19 protein-coding genes are annotated in these 22,791 nt (G+C 35.9%); 6 read left to right on the top strand and 13 right to left on the bottom strand.

The window, feature by feature from the left end:
• The first annotated feature begins 44 nt into the window (after positions 1 to 44).
• The gene (locus SJY30_RS14100; protein ID WP_396632788.1) at positions 45 to 1,256 is read left to right on the top strand and encodes a Pycsar system effector family protein; all 1,212 of its coding nucleotides are present in this window, start codon (positions 45 to 47) and stop codon (positions 1,254 to 1,256) included.
• A gap of 19 nt (positions 1,257 to 1,275) precedes the next feature.
• Here the strand turns inward: SJY30_RS14100 and SJY30_RS14095 are convergent, their stop codons facing one another.
• The 13 genes from SJY30_RS14095 to cobA form a co-directional block, all read right to left on the bottom strand.
• Positions 1,276 to 1,401, bottom strand: a complete 126-nt coding sequence (locus SJY30_RS14095; RefSeq protein ID WP_396632787.1) for a hypothetical protein — start codon at positions 1,399 to 1,401, stop codon at positions 1,276 to 1,278.
• A gap of 145 nt (positions 1,402 to 1,546) precedes the next feature.
• Positions 1,547 to 2,983: a rubredoxin gene (locus tag SJY30_RS14090; protein WP_396632786.1), complete on the bottom strand. Its 1,437-nt coding sequence runs from the start codon at positions 2,981 to 2,983 to the stop codon at positions 1,547 to 1,549.
• An 11-nt stretch (positions 2,984 to 2,994) separates the two neighbouring features.
• Positions 2,995 to 6,525, bottom strand: a complete 3,531-nt coding sequence (locus SJY30_RS14085) for a molybdopterin-dependent oxidoreductase (RefSeq protein ID WP_396632785.1) — start codon at positions 6,523 to 6,525, stop codon at positions 2,995 to 2,997.
• Positions 6,526 to 6,884: 359 nt separating this feature from the next.
• Positions 6,885 to 7,562: a hypothetical protein gene (locus SJY30_RS14080; protein ID WP_396632784.1), complete on the bottom strand. Its 678-nt coding sequence runs from the start codon at positions 7,560 to 7,562 to the stop codon at positions 6,885 to 6,887.
• Positions 7,563 to 7,768: 206 nt separating this feature from the next.
• Entirely contained in the window at positions 7,769 to 8,221 is a 453-nt protein-coding gene (locus SJY30_RS14075; protein WP_396632783.1) for a hypothetical protein, read from the bottom strand.
• A gap of 33 nt (positions 8,222 to 8,254) precedes the next feature.
• On the bottom strand, positions 8,255 to 8,926 hold the full coding sequence (locus tag SJY30_RS14070) for a response regulator transcription factor (RefSeq protein ID WP_036157525.1): 672 nt from the start codon (positions 8,924 to 8,926) through the stop codon (positions 8,255 to 8,257).
• A gap of 113 nt (positions 8,927 to 9,039) precedes the next feature.
• Positions 9,040 to 10,320, bottom strand: coding sequence for an alginate export family protein (locus SJY30_RS14065; RefSeq protein WP_396632782.1), 1,281 nt, complete (start codon positions 10,318 to 10,320; stop codon positions 9,040 to 9,042).
• Between the two features lie 34 nt (positions 10,321 to 10,354).
• Entirely contained in the window at positions 10,355 to 11,173 is an 819-nt protein-coding gene (locus SJY30_RS14060; RefSeq protein WP_396635335.1) for an ABC transporter ATP-binding protein, read from the bottom strand.
• Between the two features lie 17 nt (positions 11,174 to 11,190).
• Positions 11,191 to 12,030 (bottom strand): ABC transporter ATP-binding protein, encoded by an 840-nt coding sequence (locus SJY30_RS14055; protein ID WP_396632781.1) that lies wholly within the window; start codon positions 12,028 to 12,030, stop codon positions 11,191 to 11,193.
• A 19-nt stretch (positions 12,031 to 12,049) separates the two neighbouring features.
• Positions 12,050 to 13,150 (bottom strand): ABC transporter permease, encoded by a 1,101-nt coding sequence (locus SJY30_RS14050; protein WP_396632780.1) that lies wholly within the window; start codon positions 13,148 to 13,150, stop codon positions 12,050 to 12,052.
• 33 nt (positions 13,151 to 13,183) lie between these two features.
• On the bottom strand, positions 13,184 to 14,572 hold the full coding sequence (locus tag SJY30_RS14045; RefSeq protein WP_396632779.1) for a CmpA/NrtA family ABC transporter substrate-binding protein: 1,389 nt from the start codon (positions 14,570 to 14,572) through the stop codon (positions 13,184 to 13,186).
• A gap of 250 nt (positions 14,573 to 14,822) precedes the next feature.
• Positions 14,823 to 15,581, bottom strand: a complete 759-nt coding sequence (locus SJY30_RS14040) for a Crp/Fnr family transcriptional regulator (RefSeq protein ID WP_396632778.1) — start codon at positions 15,579 to 15,581, stop codon at positions 14,823 to 14,825.
• 324 nt (positions 15,582 to 15,905) lie between these two features.
• Positions 15,906 to 16,679 (bottom strand): uroporphyrinogen-III C-methyltransferase, encoded by a 774-nt coding sequence (cobA, locus tag SJY30_RS14035; protein ID WP_396632777.1) that lies wholly within the window; start codon positions 16,677 to 16,679, stop codon positions 15,906 to 15,908.
• A 124-nt stretch (positions 16,680 to 16,803) separates the two neighbouring features.
• Between cobA and nirB the strand changes: the two genes are divergently transcribed.
• Genes nirB through SJY30_RS14010 form a run of 5 tightly spaced genes read left to right on the top strand, consistent with a single transcriptional unit; the run spans position 16,804 to position 22,791 of the window.
• A complete protein-coding gene (gene nirB, locus SJY30_RS14030) occupies positions 16,804 to 19,320 on the top strand; it encodes a nitrite reductase large subunit NirB (protein ID WP_396632776.1) in 2,517 nt (838 codons plus the stop codon).
• A 36-nt stretch (positions 19,321 to 19,356) separates the two neighbouring features.
• Complete coding sequence (gene nirD / locus SJY30_RS14025; protein WP_396632775.1) at positions 19,357 to 19,734, top strand: nitrite reductase small subunit NirD; 378 nt, start codon at positions 19,357 to 19,359, stop codon at positions 19,732 to 19,734.
• Positions 19,735 to 19,755: 21 nt separating this feature from the next.
• Positions 19,756 to 20,346: a DUF4202 domain-containing protein gene (locus SJY30_RS14020; RefSeq protein WP_396632774.1), complete on the top strand. Its 591-nt coding sequence runs from the start codon at positions 19,756 to 19,758 to the stop codon at positions 20,344 to 20,346.
• Between the two features lie 23 nt (positions 20,347 to 20,369).
• The gene (locus SJY30_RS14015) at positions 20,370 to 22,220 is read left to right on the top strand and encodes an ATP-binding protein (RefSeq protein ID WP_396632773.1); all 1,851 of its coding nucleotides are present in this window, start codon (positions 20,370 to 20,372) and stop codon (positions 22,218 to 22,220) included.
• Positions 22,207 to 22,791, top strand: coding sequence for a bifunctional precorrin-2 dehydrogenase/sirohydrochlorin ferrochelatase (locus tag SJY30_RS14010; protein WP_396632772.1), 585 nt, complete (start codon positions 22,207 to 22,209; stop codon positions 22,789 to 22,791). Before SJY30_RS14015 ends, SJY30_RS14010 begins: the two co-directional genes overlap by 14 nt.

The following is a 22,791-nucleotide window of genomic DNA, read 5'->3' as shown; positions in this document are numbered from 1 at the left end:
ATATTTTCGTACTTTTCTAAAGTGTTCTTTTATACAATCGACCTATGTCTAAATTAGTTTCTAAAGCTGAAGTGTTTGCCACTGCAAAATTGAGTGACAATATTGATACACGATTTCTATATCATAATCTAAGGCATACACAACGTGTTGTAAATAGTACCAAAGAACTCATAGAAGGCGAAAAAGTAAATGAAACCGATAGTGAGCCGCTCTTGGTAGCTGCATGGTTTCATGATCTCGGCTACACTGTATCTTATGATAATCATGAAGAGAACAGCTGCCAGATCGCCAAAGACTTCTTAACACAACATGGGGTCGAAAATACATTTATAGAAACGGTATGTAGCCTTATAATGGCTACCAAAAAGAATTATGAGCCTAAAAATGAACTAGAAAAAATTATACGTGACGCCGATTCGTCCCATTTTCATGTAAAGAACTTTATAGCCACAACAGCGTTATTACGCGAAGAACTTTCCCTCTTAGAAAAGCAAAAGAAAACTGCTGCAGATTGGCGAGAAGAGAATATCACTTTACTAAGATCAAAACATCGTTTTTATACAGACTATGCGATTGCCAATTGGCAGAAAGGAAAAGATAAGAACATTAAAAAGCTCATTAAGGCAAAAAAGAAGTATAAAGAACTTGTTAAAAAAGAAAGTCTTAAAGCGAAATTTAAAGGAGAATTACCAGATAGGGGAATACAAACCTTGTACAGGGTAACCCTACAAAATCATTTAAAACTTAGTGATATTGCCGATACAAAAGCAAATATTCTACTTTCGGTAAATGCGATTATCGTCTCTATGGCTTTGGCAAACCTAGTTCCGAAATTAGATAACCCTACCAACGATTATCTATTTTACCCTACTTTCGTTTTTATTATTTTTAGTGTTGTTTCAATGGTCATGTCTATCATTGCGACCAAACCGAACATTACCACTGGGCAGTTTACCGAGGAAGAGGTGACTACCAAAAAAGTAAATTTATTGTTCTTTGGCAATTTTCATAAAATGAAGTTAGAGCAATATAATTGGGCAATGAACGAACTTATTAAAGATAAAGACTATATCTACAGTTCATTGACAAAAGATTTATATTTTCTTGGTGTAGTATTGGAAAGGAAATATAGAATTCTACGGTGGACGTACACCGTTTTCATGGTAGGCATGATTATTTCAGTAATTGTTTTTGGTATTGCCCTTAAGTTCTACGGGCCAGAAAGAGTATTAGAACTACCCGTAATGCAGCCTTAATCGGTATTTGATTACTGTTTTAAGCTCCAGAAGCCATTAGCCCAATACATAACAATATTCCTAATGCGGCAATTACTATGGTGAACTTCAATGCTTTTGCCAAAACTGGTTCTTTACTTTGGTTATTTATATTTACCCTGGTCATGAGCGTTGGTCTATTTCATATTATACCGTAAAATTATATGTAAACGGTTTATGTTTTTGACTTCATAGGGGAATTTGTTGTCTCAATTACGATTTTATTAACATTTACATATAGGTATACACCACTGTATTACATATGGTTACAATTAATTTAATTGAATCATTGCCTCTTTAAACCTTGATTTTGATGCTCCGCACATAGAGCATTCATATGAGTCGTCAATATCTTCAAACTGGGTACCCGCCGCAATATTGAAAACATCATCGCCAAAAGTGGCATCATATACCGTTAAACAATCTTGACATTGGTATACCGACTGAGTAGCTTCTAAAATTTCTACGCTAGTTTTTTCTTTATCATCATCCATTCTACCCAATTGATCAAAATACATTTTACTCAACTCCATTAAAAGACCAGGCAATTCAATTTTATCTATGTCTTGTGCATAGGTAATGTACTTTTGACTATTAGGGTCAAAATGTTCAAAATGCAATACATTATAGGTAGGGCGAACTTCAAATTCTTTAACGATAGTGGGCAAACTGTTCTTTTCAATTATCACCGAGGCAAAGTGCGAACGTTTACCCACCTCATTACTAATACCAAAGGTGAGGCCATAAGTACTAATATCATTTTGATCAAAGCTACGTACCAAATATTTTTTTAGCTCTAAGGCCTCACCGTCATCAATGGGCACATGCCAATTCATCTCTAGTTGAGAGTGCCTTACATTAATACCTTTTTTACCCAGAAAACGTTCAAGTTCTGGTCTGCTAGATTTTTTTATTCCTTTTACCACAAATGATTTCCATGGTGTAATACATATTTTACCTATACTGTTATCCAAGCAAAAACCACAAAATTCTTTTAAGAAAGACAGGTCATATTTGTTGTTTCTCCAATAGAGACCCAACCAGTACAAATCTGACCCTAAACGGTTCATACCTTCATAATACGGAAAGGTTTGAAAAGGAACCTTTAATTCCTTCTCCATAGTCTTATTATTGGTCTCCAAGTTTTTGTTCATGATGAAAAAAAGCTCGTCTATATCTGAGATATCTTCATATATTTCTTCAATCTGTTTGGAGATGGAATTGATATCCCAACTATAAATTAGAACAGGATAAAATGCCGATGAACTCCAGTGCGGAAGTTTTATATTCAGATACCAATAATCTTCTTGATCAGAGGCTATAAAGTTGAGGTTACCACTAAAAATTGGCACCAATCTTTGCTTTGGATCCGTAATATTGATTTTAAGCTTGGGCAAAAAATCAAATCCTTCTAAAATATAGAGATAGGTAGACCCTTTTAACCAATGGGTCATATCAAAAATATCTGCAGAAACATATGAACTAACGATATTCTGAAATGAACGATTGGCGATGATATCGGTATTGAATTTTGATATACTCTCTAGCTGCTCTTCTTTTGCATCTTTCAAAGGAAACAAAATATCTTGCCGTGATCCAAAGTTTACACTTGTTAGTCCCGCAGCTTCTAACATGGTAATAATATCTTTTAGTTCACCAGGAGAGGTAACGCCTCCTTTTATCAAAATTCTATGCAGATCATCATTCATAATGTGCTCTTTTAATTGGCTAAAACCAACTGTTTTTTTAATAAATCTTTTATTTCGGGCTTACAACTACCACATCCCAGACCTGCCCCGGTTTCTGAACATAATTTATTGAAGTCTGAGCATCCTCCATTGATAGCATCTATAACATTGCCTTCGCCAACCTGACTACAAGAACAGACCAATTTCCCTTTTAAAGGAACCGAGGTGGAAGCTCCACGCAACAATTCGTCTCGTTTTTCAGAGAGTTCAATTTCTTCTTCTATTAGCCTTTTAAACTCCGCAAACTCATTTTTATCGCCCATTAAAATGGCTCCTTTAAGGGTATCGTCTTTTACAATGCATTTCTTGTAAAAGCGCTTGCTTACATCCATTAAAATAATTTCTTCGTAAGATGAATCGCCAATTGGTGAATTCACCATACCTATACTGCAGAGATCAAGATTTTCAAATTTTAATATGTTCATTAACACCGAACCATTGTATATACTACTAAAGTCTCCCAGTATAAAATTGGCTGCAATATCTGCCTGTTGCTCTGCTGCAGAGGTAATGCCGAACAACGAATTCTTAAATTCCGCAATTTCTCCCAAAGCGAAAATAGAGGGATCACTGCTTTGCAAATATGAATTGACCACTACACCTCTACGGGTATGTACACCGGTTTGTTTTGCCAATTCTATATTCGGTCTTGTACCTATGGCATATACAATTGCATTACACTGAATGGTACGCCCCGTTTTAAGGTTTACCAACAAGCTATGTTTTTGTTCTTTATCTTCAAAAACGGTACTTACTTCATTGTCAAAATATAGATTAATACCGCGTTCCATAACATCTTCTGCCAACAAACGGCTGGCCACACTATCTAGTTGACGCTCCATTAATCGTGGTGCACGTTGAATAATACTGATGTTTATGTTGATTTTCTTTAAAGCTGCCGCAAGCTCCAATCCTAGGAGTCCACCACCAACGATAACCACATTTTGGTCTTTTGCCCGCAATCCGGTCTCTAACAGATATTTTCTAAGTTTATCTGCGTCACCTCTTTCACGCATGGTAAAACGACCAGGTAATTTTATTTGTACATCACTTGGTATAAAGGCTCTACTACCTGTTGCCATAATAAGCAAATCATAGCTATGCTTTTCTCCTTTAGAATCTATTACAGTTTTGTCATCTGCGTTTACGTTATTGATGCCTACACCTGGGTGTAACGTAACATCAAGCTTCTGTAATTCGCCATCTTTCAACTTTTCCAAAGCTTCCCATGAGAGTTCATCACTTACATACTCCGGTAATAATACACGGTTATAAAAAGGGTCTTTCTCCTTAGAAAATACATGAAGTTCATCTAGGCTATTTTTCTCTCTATATGATTGTATAAAGCGGTAAGCCGCAGCTCCAGCACCAATAACAACCACCTTCTGCTTTTCTTTTACAAACTTTGTTACCTCAACGGCACAGTACTTAAAATCTGGCTCTTTAGAAACCGGATCAACCAAATCATTAGTCAGGTTATTTGCCCTACCAAAATCATTGTTCAATACTTTACCCCAATGCATTGGTAAAAAAACAACCGATTCTCTAATATCATAATTAAGCTGCACTTTTACCTGTACTTGCCCTCTTCTACTTTTTACTACCGCAATATCACCTTCCCTAATTTTACGTACATAGGCATCTACCGCGTTCATTTCTAAATACGGTTGGGGTATATGGGTCAATAACCTTTTCACCTTACCGGTTTTGGTTCTGGTATGCCATTGATCACGTACACGACCTGAATTTAATATCAGCGGATAATCACTACTTGTTTCTTCAGATTTGTTGTACAGGGTACTTGGCGCATTAAAATGTGCCTTTTTATCGTCGGTCAAAAATTTACGATCTGTAAATAGCCTTGGTGTTCCTTTATGTGTTTTATGCGGTACCGGCCATTGAAAACTACCTTCGTTAATTAACCTTTCATAAGACAACCCAGAAATATCTATATCTGTGCCTTTGGTCAATAAACAATGTTCGTCATAAACCTCACTGCTATTATTGTAGTCAAAGCCGCTACAACCCATGGCTTGTGCAAAACGCCAAATAATTTCGGCATCTGGCAGTGCTTCACCGGGAGCGTCTATCACTTTAGGCAAGTGACTTATACGCCTTTCTGAATTGGTCATGGTACCTTCTTTCTCTAACCAACCTGCTGCAGGTAATAATAAATCGGCAAATTTGGTAGTCTCTGAGTTATGTGATATATCTTGAACGACTACGAACTTTGCCTTTTTCAATGCTCTTTCTACTTTATTGGAATTGGGCATACTTACCGCTGGGTTAGTACAAACGATCCAAACTGCTTTTAGCTTTCCTTCATCTAATGCATCGAACATTTCTGTTGCCGTGTACCCTGGTTCGGCTTGTATTTCTCCGCCTCCCCAAAAATCCGAGACTTCTTTTCTATGTGCAGGATTACCTAAGTTTTTATGTGCAGCCAATAAACTTGCCATACCACCAACTTCTCTGCCGCCCATAGCATTTGGCTGACCTGTTAATGAAAATGGTCCTGATCCTGGCTTACCTATTTGACCTGTTAATAAGGATAGGTTTAATAGCGATACATTTTTAGCAACACCTATAACACTTTGGTTCAGCCCCATGGTCCACATACTTATGAACTTTTTGGCGTTACCTATATATTCTGCCGCCTTACGAATATCAGCAACGGGAATACCACATTTTTTTGCCGCTTCTTTAAGAGACAGGCTATAAGCCATTTCTTTACAAGCTTCAAAATTGGCAGTGTGCTTTTTAATAAAAGCACTATCTATTTTTCTTTTCTCTATTAATCTACGGGCAATGGCATTGAATAGAATTACATCTGTACCCGGTAATATCTGCAAATGTAAATCTGCCCCGGCACAAGTCTGTGTTTTACGTGGGTCTACTACAATTATCTTTACATTCGCATTTTCTTCTTTATGCTTTTCCAATCTTCTATATAAGATAGGATGGCACCATGCCGGGTTTGCGCCTGCAATTAAAAAACAATCTGCCAGTTCTATATCTTCATATGAAATGGGAACGGAGTCTTCACCCAGGGTTTTCTTATACCCTACCACGGCAGAACTCATACATAGCCTAGAATTGGTATCTATATTATTTGTACCAATAAATCCTTTTGTTAATTTATTGATGAGGTAGTACTCTTCCGTTAAGCACTGACCAGACACATAAAACCCTACACTATCTGGACCATGTTTGGCAATAATACTTTTAAAAACCGCAGCGGCACGCTCAAAAGCGGCATCCCAAGAAACTCGTTGCAATGGGTGATTTCTGCTCCATTTCATTTCTGGATATAGAATTCTATCTGTAGTATCTTGAGCTACGTAGTTTAGATTACGCCCTTTTGTACAAAGCATGCCTTTATTAGACGGATAATCTGGATTACCGTCTACCGAAATAGTTCCTTTTGCATCAACATCTACAAGTATACCGCAGCCTACACCGCAATAGGAACATATTGTTTTATGAGTTTTATTACTGTTCATTTTATCAATGATAAAGAATGGTTCAGAAGTATACTGCAAATTATAAAAAGTACGTATAAATACGTACTTTTTTATCGTAAATGTTTTGGATTAAATCGAGTGATCCGCAATTTTAACAAGCAGACACTGAGAATTGATCAATAAATGAGAAAGTGAGGTGTTGAAATGTTAAAATAAAATGTTGATTGGGTGAACTGTACTGAGAATACTTTTAAGCGGAATTGACTGTTTTAGCTATAAACATTTCTGGAGAAAATTTTGCTAAAAATGCCATCATCGCAACAATAATGCGGTAAATAGTCTAATTTTTCTTGGTAAAGCGTGTCATCGCTTGAACTAGTAATTATCTCTATTCTTTATTAACTATCTAAATTATATTTTGGTTGTATTGAAGGTAAAACAATCTTGAGCTTTTCGTAATAGGGTTTCCAATTGGCATAGTTTGGTTTTTCAAGTTTCAAATCCACCATTGCTTTTTTCGATTCATAATTAGTGTCATTACATAGTTTAGAAATTATCAAAGCTCTAAAATTCGCATCTAGCGTACCTGCTAAAATTCCTCCATTTTTTCTATCATGCCAGAGTATACCCTCACTGTCAAGTTCATCCATTCTTTCAAGAATATTCGGCAAAGACAAATAGTTGTCCAAGAACAGCTTACCATCTCCATTGATGTAACTTTTTATTAGTTCAATACCTTGCTCTATTTCCTCATGAGTAGTTGCATTAAAACTATGTGAACCAATGCTTGACCAATCATACGCGGTATGTAAGTGATATTTTTTCTTATCATTAAAATGTTCTGGGAAAAAATCTAAATCAAGAATGTAATTTTCAACTTCGTAATGGGTAATACCTATTTTTGAAAAAGTTATTTTACCATAACTTTTAAAATTGAAAAAGAAATCTTGGGCAACTATTCCGTCGAAATAAACATAACTAGGATCTGTACCTGCTTTATAAAGTTTATACCCATTTGATTTTAACAAAGGATTTAAGCCTTCAAATAATATTTTACGTTTTTCTGCGGTAGTCATCGAATTAATTTCTTGCGGTGTAAGTGTAATTTTGTTTTTGTATTCAAAAAAGAATTCTAAAGATATATATCTCCGAAAATATTATTTACCATTGCAGCAAACAACCAAACAAGTACCTAAATCAAATTATGCCTCTGTAATTTTTAGAAAGATAAATGAAGTTTTTTACTTGCTTGTAAGCATTAAAACAAAGCCTGTTATTTAGTTTATTGCGTTACGAGGATGGTATAAATTCCATTTTCATCATTCAATTCAAATTCAGCGTTTTCAATTCTTATTTCATTATATTTTGTAAACGTGCAGCAATCTTCAGTAGTTCTTTCTGCGTCAACGATTAAATTGAAAATATCAATACCTGACACGGTAATCAATGCATCTACTGTTTCAGATTCCCAACCAATAGCATTTATTTGAATTAGATTAACATCATCTTCATCTATAAAATTAAATTCTAAATTCGAATTATCAACAAGGTTAGTTACACTAATTTCATTGGAACTAAAGGTCTCGTTTGTAAAAAGATTTTCCCTCGTTGTTTTATCTACCAATTCAAAAGTGAAGCCTTCTGGTGGTGTAAAGCAAGCTTTATCATCACAATTATCGCAAGAATTAAAAATAAATACGAAAGCTACAAGGGCTATGAGGATATTATTTTTCATTTAGAATTTTTCTTACAATATGGTAAGTTTTTACTAAATCAAATTGTGTTTCTGTGATTTTTTAGAAAGATCAATAAGGTTTTTTACATCCATCTTACGCATTAAATTAAAACGGTGCGTTTCTATAGTACGCTTGCTGTTTTGAAGTTTCTCTGATATTTGTTGATTGGTTAATCCTGACAACACCAATTCCAATACCTTCAATTCTTTATTGGTCAAATCAAAGACATTATCACCTGTTTTGCGCGGCGCTTCTTCTTTTACTTCTTCTTTTTTGGCTCCCAATAAGTTATTTACCAAAACATTACTTATATCTCCACTAAAGTATTTACCGCCTTCCCTTACGGTATGAATTGCCTTTATAAACTCTGATTTATCAGTGTCTTTCAACAAATACCCATTGGCACCAGAACTGATGGATTTTAAGATATATTCCTCAGAATCATGCATAGAGAGTATTATGGTCTTTACCTCTGATTTGCTCTTGGTCAATTCTGCAACGGCATCTATACCATTCATTACGGGCATTCTAATATCTATGATTAAAATATCTGGAGATACTTTGCCTACCAGCTCAATAGCTTCTTTTCCGTTGGCTGCCTCACCGATTACTTCTAAATCAGATTCCGATTCCAATAAAGAACGAATTCCGTCCCTAACCAAAGCGTGATCATCTGCTAATACTATCCTCGTTGTTTCACTCAAAATATAGGTAATTATACGTAACATGCTAAATTACGCAATATTTTAAAAATAAAAATACGGTCCATACAACCATAGCTGTATAGACCGCATAACTAACTACTTACTTTATAAAACTACTCTTTCTTTGTGTTCAAAAATTGGGGTTTGATCGTTAATTGAACCCAAGCCCAATTTTGACTGCTTGCCGCTAAATCATCTGTAATTCCTTTTAGCTCATACATACCATCTGCAGCGAACATTTGAGAATACCCAATTGCCAGACCGTAACCCTTGAATTTCTTTGCAAATACCAAATCTATTTCCGTACCCAATGATTTTTCACCACTTGCTAATCCTTGTTCTCCACTAAAGTTCAATACTTTGACCAATAGACTAGACTGCTTGCCTAAATCGAATTTCGCACTTGCATGAATATCAAAAAGACCCACTGAATTAGCATGGTTACCTACGTAGAAATAATCCATGAATCCGTTGAACTTATGATTGGTTCCGTATAAAGGAAAAAATGCTTCTGTTTTATCTGTAGTATCAGCCTTATTACCACTGATTACTTCCGTACCTACACCCAACATCACTTTATCACTTGCTTTATAACCCAATTCCAAACCTAATAAATACGCACTGGATTTCACTTCGTTTTGTCTTTCTCCTGTCTGTAAAAACAAGTTGGCGTTCGCATTGAATTTCCCTTGTTTAAAATTTAAGTGCGTACCAATTGTTTGTAGATTGCTTACACCGTCTGCAGCATCGGTATCATCGAAATTTTGAAAGCCATTATTCAATGCCAACAAACTTGCAGAAAAACCATCCCATTGTTGTTTTGCATATAAGTACTGCATTGTTTTGTAAGTAAAGAACCCAGCTGTATTATAGGCTGTACCTACAGATTGAAAACCTGTTGGGTTGTCAAAATCTTGACTGAAAGCCAAACCTATATCCATGATAAACTTATCTTTTTTATACTTTAAAAGCCCCGCATCATGGTTTCTACCTTGTTGCGCCCAGTCTAAGCCACCAAAAATTCTTTGATCGTCATAAGATATTACTTGACGCCCTAATTTGGTAGACCAGCCTTTACCTAAATTAATATTAGCCCATGCTTCAAATACAGCAAAAGAATCATTCTGATCATCTGGTAAAATTTGTCTGTTCTCTCCCCAAACCATTACATCTTGTAAGCTTAGGTAAAATTGATACGCCTCAGATTCATACTTTGCATTTAATCGTGCTCGTGTAGAAATGGCGAAACCTGCATCTGCAGCATCCGGTATTAAATTACCAAAACCATGTCTGTATTCTGTTCTTGGTCTAAACTGCCCGTCTAACGTAAATTGTGCATAAATGCCATTTGCGGTTAGAAACAATAGTGTAATGATTAGATATTGCTTTTTCATAATCGTAATTTTTAATGTTTGATTGAGTTATTTGTTAGTGTTCTAAGAAGTCTATTAAATGTTTTCTGTAGGTGTAATAATCATCGTTTTCCAAAACAGATTTTCTAGTCCTTGGTCTTTCAAAATCTATGGAAAGAATATCCCCTATTTTAGCTTTAGGCCCACTGGTCATCATTACCACACGATCTGCCAAAAAGATGGCCTCATCCACATCATGCGTAATCATGACCGCGGTAATTTTTTCTTTATTCCAAATCTCTATTAAAATATCTTGTAGTTCTCCACGGGTCAAAGAATCTAGCATCCCAAACGGCTCGTCTAACAACAATACTTTTGGCTTAATGGCAAAAGCCCGTGCTATACCCACACGTTGCTGCATACCTTGCGAAAGTTCAGATGCTTTTTTATAAAATGCGTCTTCCAAGCCTACTTTGTGCAAGTAATATTTTGCAACGTCTTGACGTTGTGTTTTAGTTGCACCTGGAAAAACTTGATTTACACCTAGCAATACATTATCCAAAGCGGTCATCCAAGGCATTAGACTTGGGGATTGAAAAATGACACCCCTATCTGGACCGGGACCTTTTACCGGGTTGCCCAAAACCGATATATTACCTCCAGAGATTTCATTAAGACCTGCAATCATAGAAAGCATGGTTGTTTTTCCACAACCTGAATGCCCAATAATGGTTACAAACTCTTCTTTTAAGATTTTCAGGTTCAAATCTTCAAGTACCACATAATCGCCCTTTGGAGTAGGATAGACCTTTTTCAAATTCGCAAGATCCAGCATTACATTATCAGGGTAGACAATACCATTCTCTGAATACACTTCGTTAGATTGTTGTGTCATGTTCATATTCTTTTTTTTTAGGCTACAAAGCTTTTAGGAGTAAGCTCCGGTAATTTATATTCTACCTCTGATACTGTTTTTCTCTCATCGCCAATATCCATTAGATATTCTATGATGGCATTTCTGGTTTTCTTGTATACAGGATTATCGTTCATTGCCGTTTTATCCCTTGGTCTTTCAATGTCGATTTTAAACTCTGGCCCCAACGTTGCATTTGGTCCTGGCTTTAGAGGAATAATCCGATCTGCCATATAAATACCTTCATCGACATCATTGGTAATCAATAATGCAGTACGCTTATCTTGACTCCAGATATTTAAAATTTCATCTTGTAAATTTCCACGGGTCAAGGCATCTAAAGCACCTAGAGGTTCATCCATTATGATCATTTCAGGATTCATGGCCAGCGCGCGGGCTACCGCAACTCTTTGACGCATACCACCAGATAACTCTTTAGGTCTTTTGTTGATTGCAGGGCTTAAACTTACCATAGCCACATACTCTCTTACACTTTCCATCAACACTTTTTTACTCTCTTTTGGAAAAGCCTCTTTTACGGCCATGTAAATATTTTGCCCAACGGTAAGCCAAGGTAAAAGCGAATAGTTTTGAAATATTACGCCACGCTCATGACTGGTATCAGTAACTGGAACTCCTTTAAAAAGAACCTCACCGCTTGTGGGTTGTAGAAGACCATTTATAAGATTTACCAATGTGGTTTTTCCACTTCCGGTAAAGCCGACAATAGCTACAAACTCTCCTTCATCCATAGAAAGGTTTATGTTAGAAAGTACCTCTGTACTGTTCTCACCCTCACCATAGGTTTTGTATATTTTATTTAGTTCTAAGTATGCCATGTTCTATCTTTTAAAAGCGTTATGCCATTTCGTTTTTATTGAAGGAAACCATATTCTGTACGGCAAGCATTAGTCTATCTAACAAGAAACCAATGATACCGATGACGAACATTGCCACAATAATTTTTGCGTTTGAGTCATTGGCTCCGTTTTGAAATTCTTCCCACACGAAAAGACCTAAACCTTGACTTTGTGCTAAAAGCTCAATAGCAATTAATACCATCCACGCCACAGAAAGTGTAATACGTAGTCCTGTAAAAATCAACGGTAATGAAGAAGGTAAAATCACCTTGAACACTTTTTGAAAAGTGCCCAACTTTAAAACCTTGGCAACATTGATGTAATCTTTATCTACCGATGCAACACCCATTGCCGTATTAACCAATGTTGCCCACATGGCACAAAAACCAACACTTATAAAGGAGATAACAAAAGCATTATCAGAACTGTCACCGATATACAAGGTTTTTACAATCATGAAAACCAACAAATACCATACTACAGGAGATACAGGCTTAAAAATTTGAATGAACCAATTGAAGGCACTACGTAATGACGGACTTAATCCTATAACTATACCAATAGGCACTGCTATCAATAATGCTAATAGGAAACCGGCAAATACTGTTTTTATACTAGTAAGAACGATATCTATAAATGATGCTCTACCCGTATAAACAATTGGGTCTTTACCCGCCGCGATCATCTTTTCATTGGTAGCGGCCATTTTCTCTGCAAAAGCAGCTTTGTCAGCGCTAATTACATGGTGATCCGCCACTAAAGATTTTAAAGAAGCCCATACTTGAGAAGGAGAAGGCAATGTATTTGGTTGGCAACTACTATCACCAGATTCTATACATGCGCGTTCTGCCGCAGCCGCTTCCTCTCCTCTTTCCGTTAAGGCTTTTTCAATTTTATAGTCCGCTTCTTTATTGTATAAGGCTTTAGAACCCATGTGCCATAACCCTAAAAACAATAATATGGATAGTAGTGTTATACCAGTATTTTTTAAGGATTTCATAATACCATCCTTTTTTATGCTTGGTGTAAGTTTTGCAAGTATCTGCTTGAAATTTGTAGACATACTCTTTTCCTTTTTTAAGACCATTTCCTGTTCCATAATATCTAGTTTAGGGTCAATGAATTGCTTTAATTATTTCTTGTCTTTGTTACCTATTGAGAAGCTATTGATATACCCAATTGGGTCTTTGGCATCATAACTAGTTCCATCTATAAAATCTGAAGTGGCAGCTTTGTAACCATCCGTATCAGGAACGTCTGCCGCAGGAATCTGTCCTTCAGCTACTAATAAATCGGCTGCTTTTTTCCAGATATCTGGACGATAAATATCCTTAATTGTAGATGCATACCAATCTGAAGATTTAGCCTCAGGAATCTGTCCCCATCTACGCATTTGAGTTAAGAACCAAATACCGTCAGAATAGAATGGATATGTTGCGTTGTACTTATAGAATACATTGAAATCTGGCATTTCTCGCTTGTCTCCTTTTTCAAATTCAAATGTTCCTGTCATAGAATTAGCCAATACTTCTTTTGGCGCACCTACGTATTGAGACATAGATAATATTTCTACCGCTTCGTCTCTGTTTGTTGGTTCATCTAACCACTTACCAGCTCTGATCAATGCTTTTGTTACCGCAATCGCCGTATTAGGGTTTTGCTCTACAAATTGCTTTGTCATTACAAATACTTTTTCAGGATTATTTTTCCAGATATCATAGTTTGTAGTAACCGGTACACCAATACCTTTAAATACCGCTTGTTGGTTCCAAGGTTCACCTACACAGTATCCGTAAATAGTACCAGACTCTAATGTAGCTGGCATTTGTGGCGGTGGCGTTACAGAAAGTAAAACTTCGGCATCTATCTGCCCTTGTACATTATCAGCTGTATACATACCTGGGTGAATACCTGCTGCAGCTAACCAATAACGCAATTCGTAATTGTGGGTAGATACCGGGAAAACCATTCCCATTTTAAAAGGTTTACCTTCATTTTTATAAGATGTTATTACCGGTTTTAAAGCATCTGCCTTAATTGGGTGAATTGGCTTACCATCAGAATCTGCAGGTACATTTGGTTTCATTTTTGACCAAACATCATTAGATACGGTAATTCCGTTACCATTTAAATCCATTGAAAACGGAGTAACCAATTCTGCTTGTCTACCAAATCCTGCTCCTGCAGCAATTGGCTGACCTGCCAACATATGTGATCCGTCTAATTGACCGTCAATTACACGGTCTAAAACATTTTTCCAGTTAGATTGTGCTTCTACAGAAACAAAAAGTCCTTCTTCTTCAAAAAATCCTTTTTCTTTAGCAATCGCCAAAGGAGCCATATCCGTTAGTTTGATAAAACCGAATGTTAACTGTGGCTTTTCAATATCTAGCATTTTAGTTTTTGAAGCTACCGCTTCTTCAGAAACCGCTTCGGTTTTCTTAGTTTTTGTATCTCCACACGCCGTAAATACCAAGGCGAGGGAAAGGGTTAAAATAGATGAAGTAAAAATGTTTTTCATAATCTTATCATTTAGTGTTCTACGTATTAATACTTATTTCTACAAATATATACGTAACAGCATTTCTCGTTAATGATATAAACGATGTTTAAACCTCTTTTTATAACACATTAAAACATATCAATCAAGCATATTAAAAACTGCTAAAAGACAGTTTATTACAAATAATACACTGTAAAACAATGACTTATAATGAATAAAAGGCGCGGTGTTAACTACGTAAATAGAAGTGTGAAATAAGTACGTACTACTAGCTGTCTAGATAGAAATTATGCTCTGATATTTCTTTTTTAAGCAAATCAATATTAGAAATACCGACTCTTTTGCCTTTGGTAAGTAATAACCCTTCTTTTTTAAGGATAGAGAACATTCTAATGACTTGTTCTTCTGTAGTACCCGCATAGTCTGCGTACTCTCGTCTGCTTAATAATAGGGAAGAAAATCCGTTGGTTTGCCCAAACTTACGATTGATGTATAATAAGGTATCTATGACACGTTCCCTTACTGTCATTTGGGATAAAGATTTTACTCGGATTTCACTGCGATTAAGCTCATTCGCATAAAACAGCATAAAATCATAGGTTAGACTAGGCGTCTCCCTTAATGTTTCTTGTAGTAATTCTTTTGAGAAATAACATAGTGTACAATCTACTAATGCAATGGCACTTATGGGGTAGGTCTCTTCTGTACCAAAACCTCTATGTCCAATAATTTCACCTGGTACTGCAAAACGTACAATCTGTTCTTTACCGTGAAGCCCGGTTCTTAATACTTTTACTTTGCCGCTCAATAAAAAAAACAGCCCGGTAACGGAAGCACCTTCCATGATGAACTGTTGCCCTTTTTTACATTTAATTTCTTTTCTTGCTTGAACTAATTTTTCAATATTAGAAGAATGAATATTCTTTTGAATCAGGCATTTTTTATTGGAACAAATACCACAGGCACTATCAAGTAGTTCCGAATTTTCAGAAGAAAACTTTGATATATTTGTTGTGCCTGTGCGCATAGATATATTTATTTATATAGTACTTGGGTTTAATTTAACGACAGGAGCATCAGATTTTTTGGATTGATTCTCCATGATATATTTTGTTTCGTTTATAAATCTGTACAAACCTAAACTATTTTATACGTAATTATACTTAGTTTTAAATAATTTACTAATTTACTACGTATAATTACATAAAATTTAGAATTTAAGTCTGTTCATTATTATATTATAAATTTTGAACGTATAAAATTTAGCTATTCTTAATTTCAGATTTGAAACAAGTAGTTGATTTCTTAAAATAGCTACGTAGAAAGCAATATTTAAAGGAAGAAATTTGCTCTAAATAGCATCATGCAATATACGTTGCACTTCATCTTCAAAAAAGGATGGGTGATCCGCGACAACATCACCAATAACTATGATACCGTGCATATTGGTTTCTATTGTCGATGTATACTTATGTATCGATTCTAAAGTAGCCACAACACATCTTTCATTTGGTGTTGTTCCATTTTGAATTACAGCAACAGGTGTCATTCTATCCCTGTATTTACTGACCTCATCAATAATTTGATTTAATTTTCTTATCCCCATTAAAATCACCATAGTAGTCGTTGACTTAGCGGCATATTGCAAATCTTGAGAGAATGTACCGTCTTTTTTGCTCGCGGTCATTACCCAAAAACTACTACTGACACCTCTTTTGGTCATAGGTATTCCTTGACTAGATGGTACGGCGATAGAACTTGAAATACCCGGTATAATACTTACAGGAATACCAAAAGCTTCTACATATTCTATCTCTTCGTTTGCCCTACCAAAAACAAATGGATCTCCGCCTTTTAATCTAACTACATGTCCGTATTCAAAAGCATATTTTACTATCAATTCATTGATCTCATCTTGAGTATGAGAGTGTTTTCCACATCTTTTACCCGTATATATCTTAGGAATATCAGTACGTAGTTCAGATAAAAGTTCATCACTAATTAATGCGTCGTACAATATAACATCTGCCTCGTTCAAAACTCTCAAACCCCTTACTGTTATTAGGTCTTTTGCTCCTGGTCCTGCTCCAACCAAACTTACTTTTGCCGTTTTCTCTAATTCCATCTTCATAGTATTTAGCATTATTAATTATCGATTCCTTAACAAGAATACGTATTTATTTTGGTATAATCATAGAATATGTACGTATTTATACGTAATATTGCTGTGTAGCATAAATAATAAGGGTATGAAAACTATACTAGTTGTCGGTAATGGAATGGTAGGATACAAATTCTGTGAGAAATTTGTAGCTAAGAAGGAAAGCAAACAATTTAAACTTATTGTTTTTGGTGAAGAGCCAAGACCTGCGTATGACAGAGTTCACTTAAGTGAGTTTTTCGAAAACCAAGATGCTAAAGCCTTGGAAATGGCTCCGGCAGAATGGTACACAGAAAATGGTATTGATCTTATCGTAGATGAACGCGTTGCCGACATCGACAGAACGAACAAAACCATAACTACAGCTAAAGACAGAGCGTTTTCTTATGACTATTTGGTTTTAGCAACAGGATCATCTGCTTTTGTACCACCTATTAAGGGTGTTGAGAAGGAAGGTGTTTTTGTATACAGAACTATTGAAGATTTAGAAGGCATGTTGGCTTACGCAGCTAAAATAAAAGCAAAGAACCCAAATGCAAAAGCTGCAGTTCTAGGTGGTGGACTTCTGGGTCTGGAAGCTGGAAAAGCGGTTATGGACATGGGTCTGGAACCACATATTGTAGAGTTCGCACCTAAATTAATGCCAAGACAGTTAGATTCTAGAAGTAGTCAGGTATTACAATTGAAATTGGAATCTATTGGTTTAAACATTCATTTAAGCAAAGCAACCAATCAAATTCTTGGGGATGACGGGTATATAACAGGAATGGAGTTTGGAGAAGATGATGTTCTAGATGTTGACATGTTAGTGGTTTCTGCAGGAATTTGCCCAAGGGATGAACTAGGAAAAAATTCGGGATTAGAAGTTGGTGTTCGTGGTGGTATCGTTGTGGACAACAAAATGCAAACATCTGACAGTAATATATACGCCATTGGCGAAATTGCTCTTTACAATCAAATGATATATGGATTAGTAGCTCCTGGCTATGATATGGCAGGTATTGCTGTAGACCAAATTCTCGGAGAAGAAACGCTAATGCCTGCTTCAATAGACATGTCCACCAAACTAAAACTAATTGGTGTTGATGTTGCCAGTTTCGGTGAGCCTTTTATGCCAGCAGCTAAAGGACATTCTATTATTTTTGAAAACAAAACAAAACACCTTTATAAAAGAATAAATGTAAGCCTTGACGGCAAAACATTATTAGGTGGTATTCTAGTTGGTGATGCATCAGATTATAGCATGCTGCACCAAATATTTTTAAATGGAATGGCTATCCCTGAGGATCCTGCACAATTAATTTTACCTGCTGGTGAAGGTGGTAGTTCTTTTGGTGATGTTATGGATTTACCAGATGAAGCACAAATATGTTCTTGTGAAAATGTTACCAAAGGACAAATTTGCGGTACTATTGAGAGTGGTGAATCTAAAGACCTTGCCGATGTGGTAAATTGTACTAAAGCAGGTACTGGTTGTGGTGGATGTAAGCCCATGGTTAAAGACCTTACCGAGGCTACTCTAAAATCTTTAGGTATAGAAGTCAAAGATACAGTTTGTGAACATTTTGATTTAAACAGACAAGATTTATATAAAATAATACAAGTAAAAGGATACAAAACTTTTAATGAGGTATTAGATAACCACGGAAACGGTGGTCATGGTTGCGAATTGTGTAAACCGGTTGTAGCATCATTAATGGCGAGTATAAATGCTGATACTGCAAATAAAGAATATGCTATACAAGATTCTAATGATCGATTCTTAGCAAACATTCAGCGTAATGGAACCTATTCTGTTGTTCCTCGCGTTCCTGGCGGGGAAATTACACCATATAAGCTAATTGCTCTTGGAGAAATTGCTAAAAAATATGATTTATATACCAAAGTAACTGGTGGTGTACGTATCGATTTATTTGGTGCTACCTTAAACCAATTGCCATTAATCTGGAAAGATTTAATTGATCACGGATTTGAAAGTGGACACGCCTACGGGAAATCTTTACGTACAGTAAAAACTTGTGTGGGTTCTACTTGGTGTCGTTACGGGATGGATGAAAGTGTAAGTTTTGGTATTGAATTGGAAAATAGATACCGAGGAATACGTGCTCCACACAAAATTAAAGGTGGTGTTTCTGGTTGTATTCGTGAATGTGCCGAAGCTCGTGGAAAAGATTTTGGTTTAATTGCCGTTGAAGGTGGTTGGAACTTATACCTTGGAGGTAATGGTGGCGCTACACCAAGACATGCTGAGTTATTTGCAGAACAGATAGATAATGAAACTGTGATAAAATATATAGATCGTTACCTAATGTTATACATGCGTACTGCAAAACCTTTACAAAGAACAGCAGCATGGCAAGAGCGTTTAGAAGGTGGTCTTCATTATTTAAAAGAAGTAATTATTGAAGATAAATTAGGGATTGCAGAAGACTTAGAAAATGAAATGCAAACGCTAGTCAATAAGTTTGAGTGCGAATGGACACAAGCTATTAACGACCCAGAAATGATGAAGCGTTTTAATCACTTTGTAAATAGTGAAGAAGAAGATGACAACTTAGTTTTTGTTCCATTAAGAGAACAAAAAATGCCAGAAAAATGGGTCTAACCACGTTTTAAACAACCAATTTCTAAGATTTAAAAAATGACTATAATTTCAGATAAATATAAGACCGTAAAACCAGAGGAAGTAACCGTTTGGTTTAAAGCAGCACCAGTTACTGCGTTTCCAAAAGATGGAGGCGCTTGTATAAAATATAAAGATTTACAAATTGCTGTATTTAATTTTGAACGACTAAATACATGGTATGCTTGCCAAAACCTTTCTCCTGAAAAACAAGAAATGGTTTTAAGCAGAGGTATGATTGGTGACCATAAGGGTATACCAATGGTAGCCTGTCCGTTACACAAAAAGACATTTTCATTAGAAAATGGCGAAAATTTAAATAGTGATTTGGACCCAATAGCAGTATATCCTATTAAAATAGAAGATGATTTTGTGTATGTTGGCTTTTCTGAATAGTTTTGAGTAAACATACGACTTATGGCCACCACGGATAAATTACTAGTAGCATTTCAACATTTTGATGAAGCCAATAAGCAAGACCCAAATACCGAAGTTTTTGAAGGTACTACCTACCCAAAAGAAGTACTTTATGGTATTAGAATGACAGAAAGACTAAACGAATTTGACCCAACAGCATCTGAAGCTTTACGGTTAACCGCAAGATGTCAACATATCTGTAGATGGGAAATACCACGAGAGTCTTATGAAATGAACCGTGAGGGCTACTTAAGATGGCGCCAAGAATTAAAGAAATTTCATGCAAAGAAAGCTGCTTCTATTTTAGAAGATGTGGGCTATGATGATGAAACCATTGATAATGTCAAGTTTCTTTTAGAGAAAAAACAGCTGAAGAAAAACGAAGAAACACAAGCATTGGAAGATGTCATCTGTTTGGTATTCTTGGAGTATTACTTTGAGCCTTTTGCACATAAACATGAGGAAGACAAAACTATAGATATCCTTCAGAAAACATGGAGAAAAATGTCTATTAAGGGCCAAGAGGCCGCATTAAAATTACCGCTATCTAAATTTTCCTTAGATTTAATTACCAAGGCACTTCAAGCCTAATTACTAGTTACTATTCAATTTTTATGGCCAATAACGAGCAAAATATACCATTGGACACGGCTACGTTTATACGTATTCGAAAATGGTATTTGTTGGCATTGGCAGCCATTGCCCTAACCGTTATTATAGCCCAAGTACTTATTCAATTACACCTAAAGGCACAATCTGGTGATTCTGAACTTATAAATATAGCAGGTAGACAGCGTGCCTTTAGTCAAAAATTGACTAAAGAGACCTTACTTCTAAAAGAACTACATAATCCAGAAGATAAAAAGATGGTGCTCTCTGAGATTGAGAAAACCCTTGCGGTTTGGAAAATATCTCACGAAGGTCTTCATTTGGGCGATGCCTCTTTTAATCTGCCTTATGAAGATGATCCCAAAGTTCAAGCATTATTTAAAAAACTTGACCCGCACCACTCGGCAATGGTAAGTGCAGTAGAGCATGTACTTGCAACCCATAAACAAGACATTAACGCATCTGTACAACAAAACGACTTAGATGCTTTGCTCAACAATGAACGTTCTTTTTTGAATCTTATGGATCAGATCGTAAACGAATATGATGCCCGTAGCAATGAACAGCTTCAAAAACTAAAACAAAAAGAATACTGGCTTCTTGCTTTTTCTTTACTAATTCTTCTGCTAGAAATTTTTGTAATCTTCAGACCCTTATCCATCCAAATTAAAAATACTATAGGACACCTTATTGGCAAAGACGAAGAGTCTAAAGGGCAATTAGAAAAGATTCAAAACTTATATGATGAAAAAGAGCGCTCATTAAAAGAATTGCAAGAACTAAATTTCGTAATAGATAACGCCGCGCTATTTGCCAGCATTCGTAAAGACGGTAGTATCGTATTTATAAGTAAAAAGTTTCTTGACCTTTTAGGTCTTGAGACCACACCTGTAAACAAGCCTATTTCTGAAATATTAACCACAGAAGAAGGTCAGCAATCCTACTTAAAAGAGGTGTTGAAAATCAATAGAAAAAATGTTATTCGTACAGAAGAGTTACAAGTTGTGAATGCCAAAGGCACCAATCTTTGGTTAGATATGTCTATTGTACCCATGCACCAGTCTTCTTTAGAGCAAGACATTTTAATTTTATGTTCAGATATTACCGAGCGTAAAGAAAACCAACTTAAGGTACAGCAATTGACCAAGCAGAATTTTGAGGAGCGCATGCAGCAAAAAAAGGTGCAAGCAAGCCAAATCGTAGAAGGCCAGGAAGAGGAAAGAAAGCGTATTGCCAAAGATATTCATGATGGTATAGGTCAAATGCTAACCGCTTTAAAGTTTAATATTGAATCTATAGATATTGAAGACCAGGCTAAAACCGGAGAAAAAATAGCCTATCTAAAAGGGCTAACATCTGATCTTATAAAAGGGGTCAGAACGGCCACATTTAACTTAACTCCACCAGAATTAAGTGATCACGGCATTTTCCCTGCAATACATAAAATGACTACAGAGCTGTCTAAACTTACAGGAAAAACTGTTCTGTTTAAAAATAAGACCGATGCCAATATAAGGTTTGATTCGTTAGCTGAAACCAATATTTATCGTGTTACCCAAGAAGCGGTTAACAATGCCATAAAATATGCAGAAGCAAATTATATTTTGGTTACCTTAAATTACTCCTATCCTATTTTAAGCGTAGTAATAGATGATGATGGCAAAGGTTTTGATGATTCTATTTTAGGAAAATTACCAAAAAATAATAGTGAAGGCGGTATGGGGCTGTTTTTTATGAAAGAACGTATCGACTATATTAACGGTCGTTTATTTATAAACTCAGAACTTGGAAAAGGTACACGTGTTACCATCAACTATAAAACAGAAGAAAATAAAATAGCAAATGGAACGGAATGAGCTTTACCCCGTATTTTTAAAAGTATCTAACCTTCAGATTTTAATTGTTGGCGGAGGCAATGTTGCCTTAGAAAAATTGACTTTTCTATTAAAGTCAAGTCCCACCGCACAAGTTGAAATGGTTTCCCCAATGTTTAGGGAAGAAACTATTGCATTGGCCAACAAGTTCAATATAAAAATGAATGTGGCAACCTATGATGTTTCTTATTTGAAAGGGAAAAATATTGCCATAGCAACTACAGATAATGTACCTGTAAACGAGCAGGTATATCATGATTGTAGGGAAAGACAAATACTTGTGAACGTAGCTGACAACCCTCCTTTTTGCGATTTCTACATGGGCGGCATTGTTACTAAGGGCAATGTAAAAGTGGCGATTTCCACCAATGGAAAATCTCCTACTACCGCCAAAAGATTGCGTCAATTTTTTGAGGATGTTATTCCAGAAAATATAGACGACTTGGTAAAAAACCTCAACGAGTTTAGAAAAACCATCAAAGGAGATTTCGAAGAAAAAGTGGAAACCTTAAATGAGTTTACCAAAGGTTTAGTTAATAAGAAAGAGGAGTGA

Source organism: Maribacter sp. R86514 (assembly GCF_044597005.1).
Taxonomy (GTDB): Bacteria; Bacteroidota; Bacteroidia; order Flavobacteriales; family Flavobacteriaceae; genus Maribacter.
Note: the sequence above shows the minus strand (reverse complement) of the source record. Positions and strands in the feature narration are given on the sequence as shown.

Excerpts from the sequence above, each read along its gene's own strand:
- SJY30_RS14010 (WP_396632772.1), top strand. The coding sequence starts at position 22,207 with ATGGAACGGAATGAGCTTTACCCCGTATTTTTAAAAGTATCTAACCTT.
- SJY30_RS14015 (WP_396632773.1), top strand. The coding sequence starts at position 20,370 with ATGGCCAATAACGAGCAAAATATACCATTGGACACGGCTACGTTTATA.
- SJY30_RS14045 (WP_396632779.1), bottom strand. The coding sequence starts at position 14,572 with ATGAAAAACATTTTTACTTCATCTATTTTAACCCTTTCCCTCGCCTTG.
- SJY30_RS14090 (WP_396632786.1), bottom strand. The coding sequence starts at position 2,983 with ATGAATGATGATCTGCATAGAATTTTGATAAAAGGAGGCGTTACCTCT.
- SJY30_RS14080 (WP_396632784.1), bottom strand. The coding sequence starts at position 7,562 with ATGACTACCGCAGAAAAACGTAAAATATTATTTGAAGGCTTAAATCCT.
- SJY30_RS14095 (WP_396632787.1), bottom strand. The coding sequence starts at position 1,401 with ATGACCAGGGTAAATATAAATAACCAAAGTAAAGAACCAGTTTTGGCA.
- SJY30_RS14075 (WP_396632783.1), bottom strand. The coding sequence starts at position 8,221 with ATGAAAAATAATATCCTCATAGCCCTTGTAGCTTTCGTATTTATTTTT.
- SJY30_RS14020 (WP_396632774.1), top strand. The coding sequence starts at position 19,756 with ATGGCCACCACGGATAAATTACTAGTAGCATTTCAACATTTTGATGAA.
- nirD (WP_396632775.1), top strand. The coding sequence starts at position 19,357 with ATGACTATAATTTCAGATAAATATAAGACCGTAAAACCAGAGGAAGTA.
- SJY30_RS14055 (WP_396632781.1), bottom strand. The coding sequence starts at position 12,030 with ATGGCATACTTAGAACTAAATAAAATATACAAAACCTATGGTGAGGGT.
- cobA (WP_396632777.1), bottom strand. The coding sequence starts at position 16,679 with ATGGAATTAGAGAAAACGGCAAAAGTAAGTTTGGTTGGAGCAGGACCA.
- SJY30_RS14040 (WP_396632778.1), bottom strand. The coding sequence starts at position 15,581 with ATGCGCACAGGCACAACAAATATATCAAAGTTTTCTTCTGAAAATTCG.
- SJY30_RS14100 (WP_396632788.1), top strand. The coding sequence starts at position 45 with ATGTCTAAATTAGTTTCTAAAGCTGAAGTGTTTGCCACTGCAAAATTG.
- SJY30_RS14085 (WP_396632785.1), bottom strand. The coding sequence starts at position 6,525 with ATGAACAGTAATAAAACTCATAAAACAATATGTTCCTATTGCGGTGTA.
- SJY30_RS14050 (WP_396632780.1), bottom strand. The coding sequence starts at position 13,150 with ATGGAACAGGAAATGGTCTTAAAAAAGGAAAAGAGTATGTCTACAAAT.
- SJY30_RS14060 (WP_396635335.1), bottom strand. The coding sequence starts at position 11,173 with ATGACACAACAATCTAACGAAGTGTATTCAGAGAATGGTATTGTCTAC.
- nirB (WP_396632776.1), top strand. The coding sequence starts at position 16,804 with ATGAAAACTATACTAGTTGTCGGTAATGGAATGGTAGGATACAAATTC.
- SJY30_RS14065 (WP_396632782.1), bottom strand. The coding sequence starts at position 10,320 with ATGAAAAAGCAATATCTAATCATTACACTATTGTTTCTAACCGCAAAT.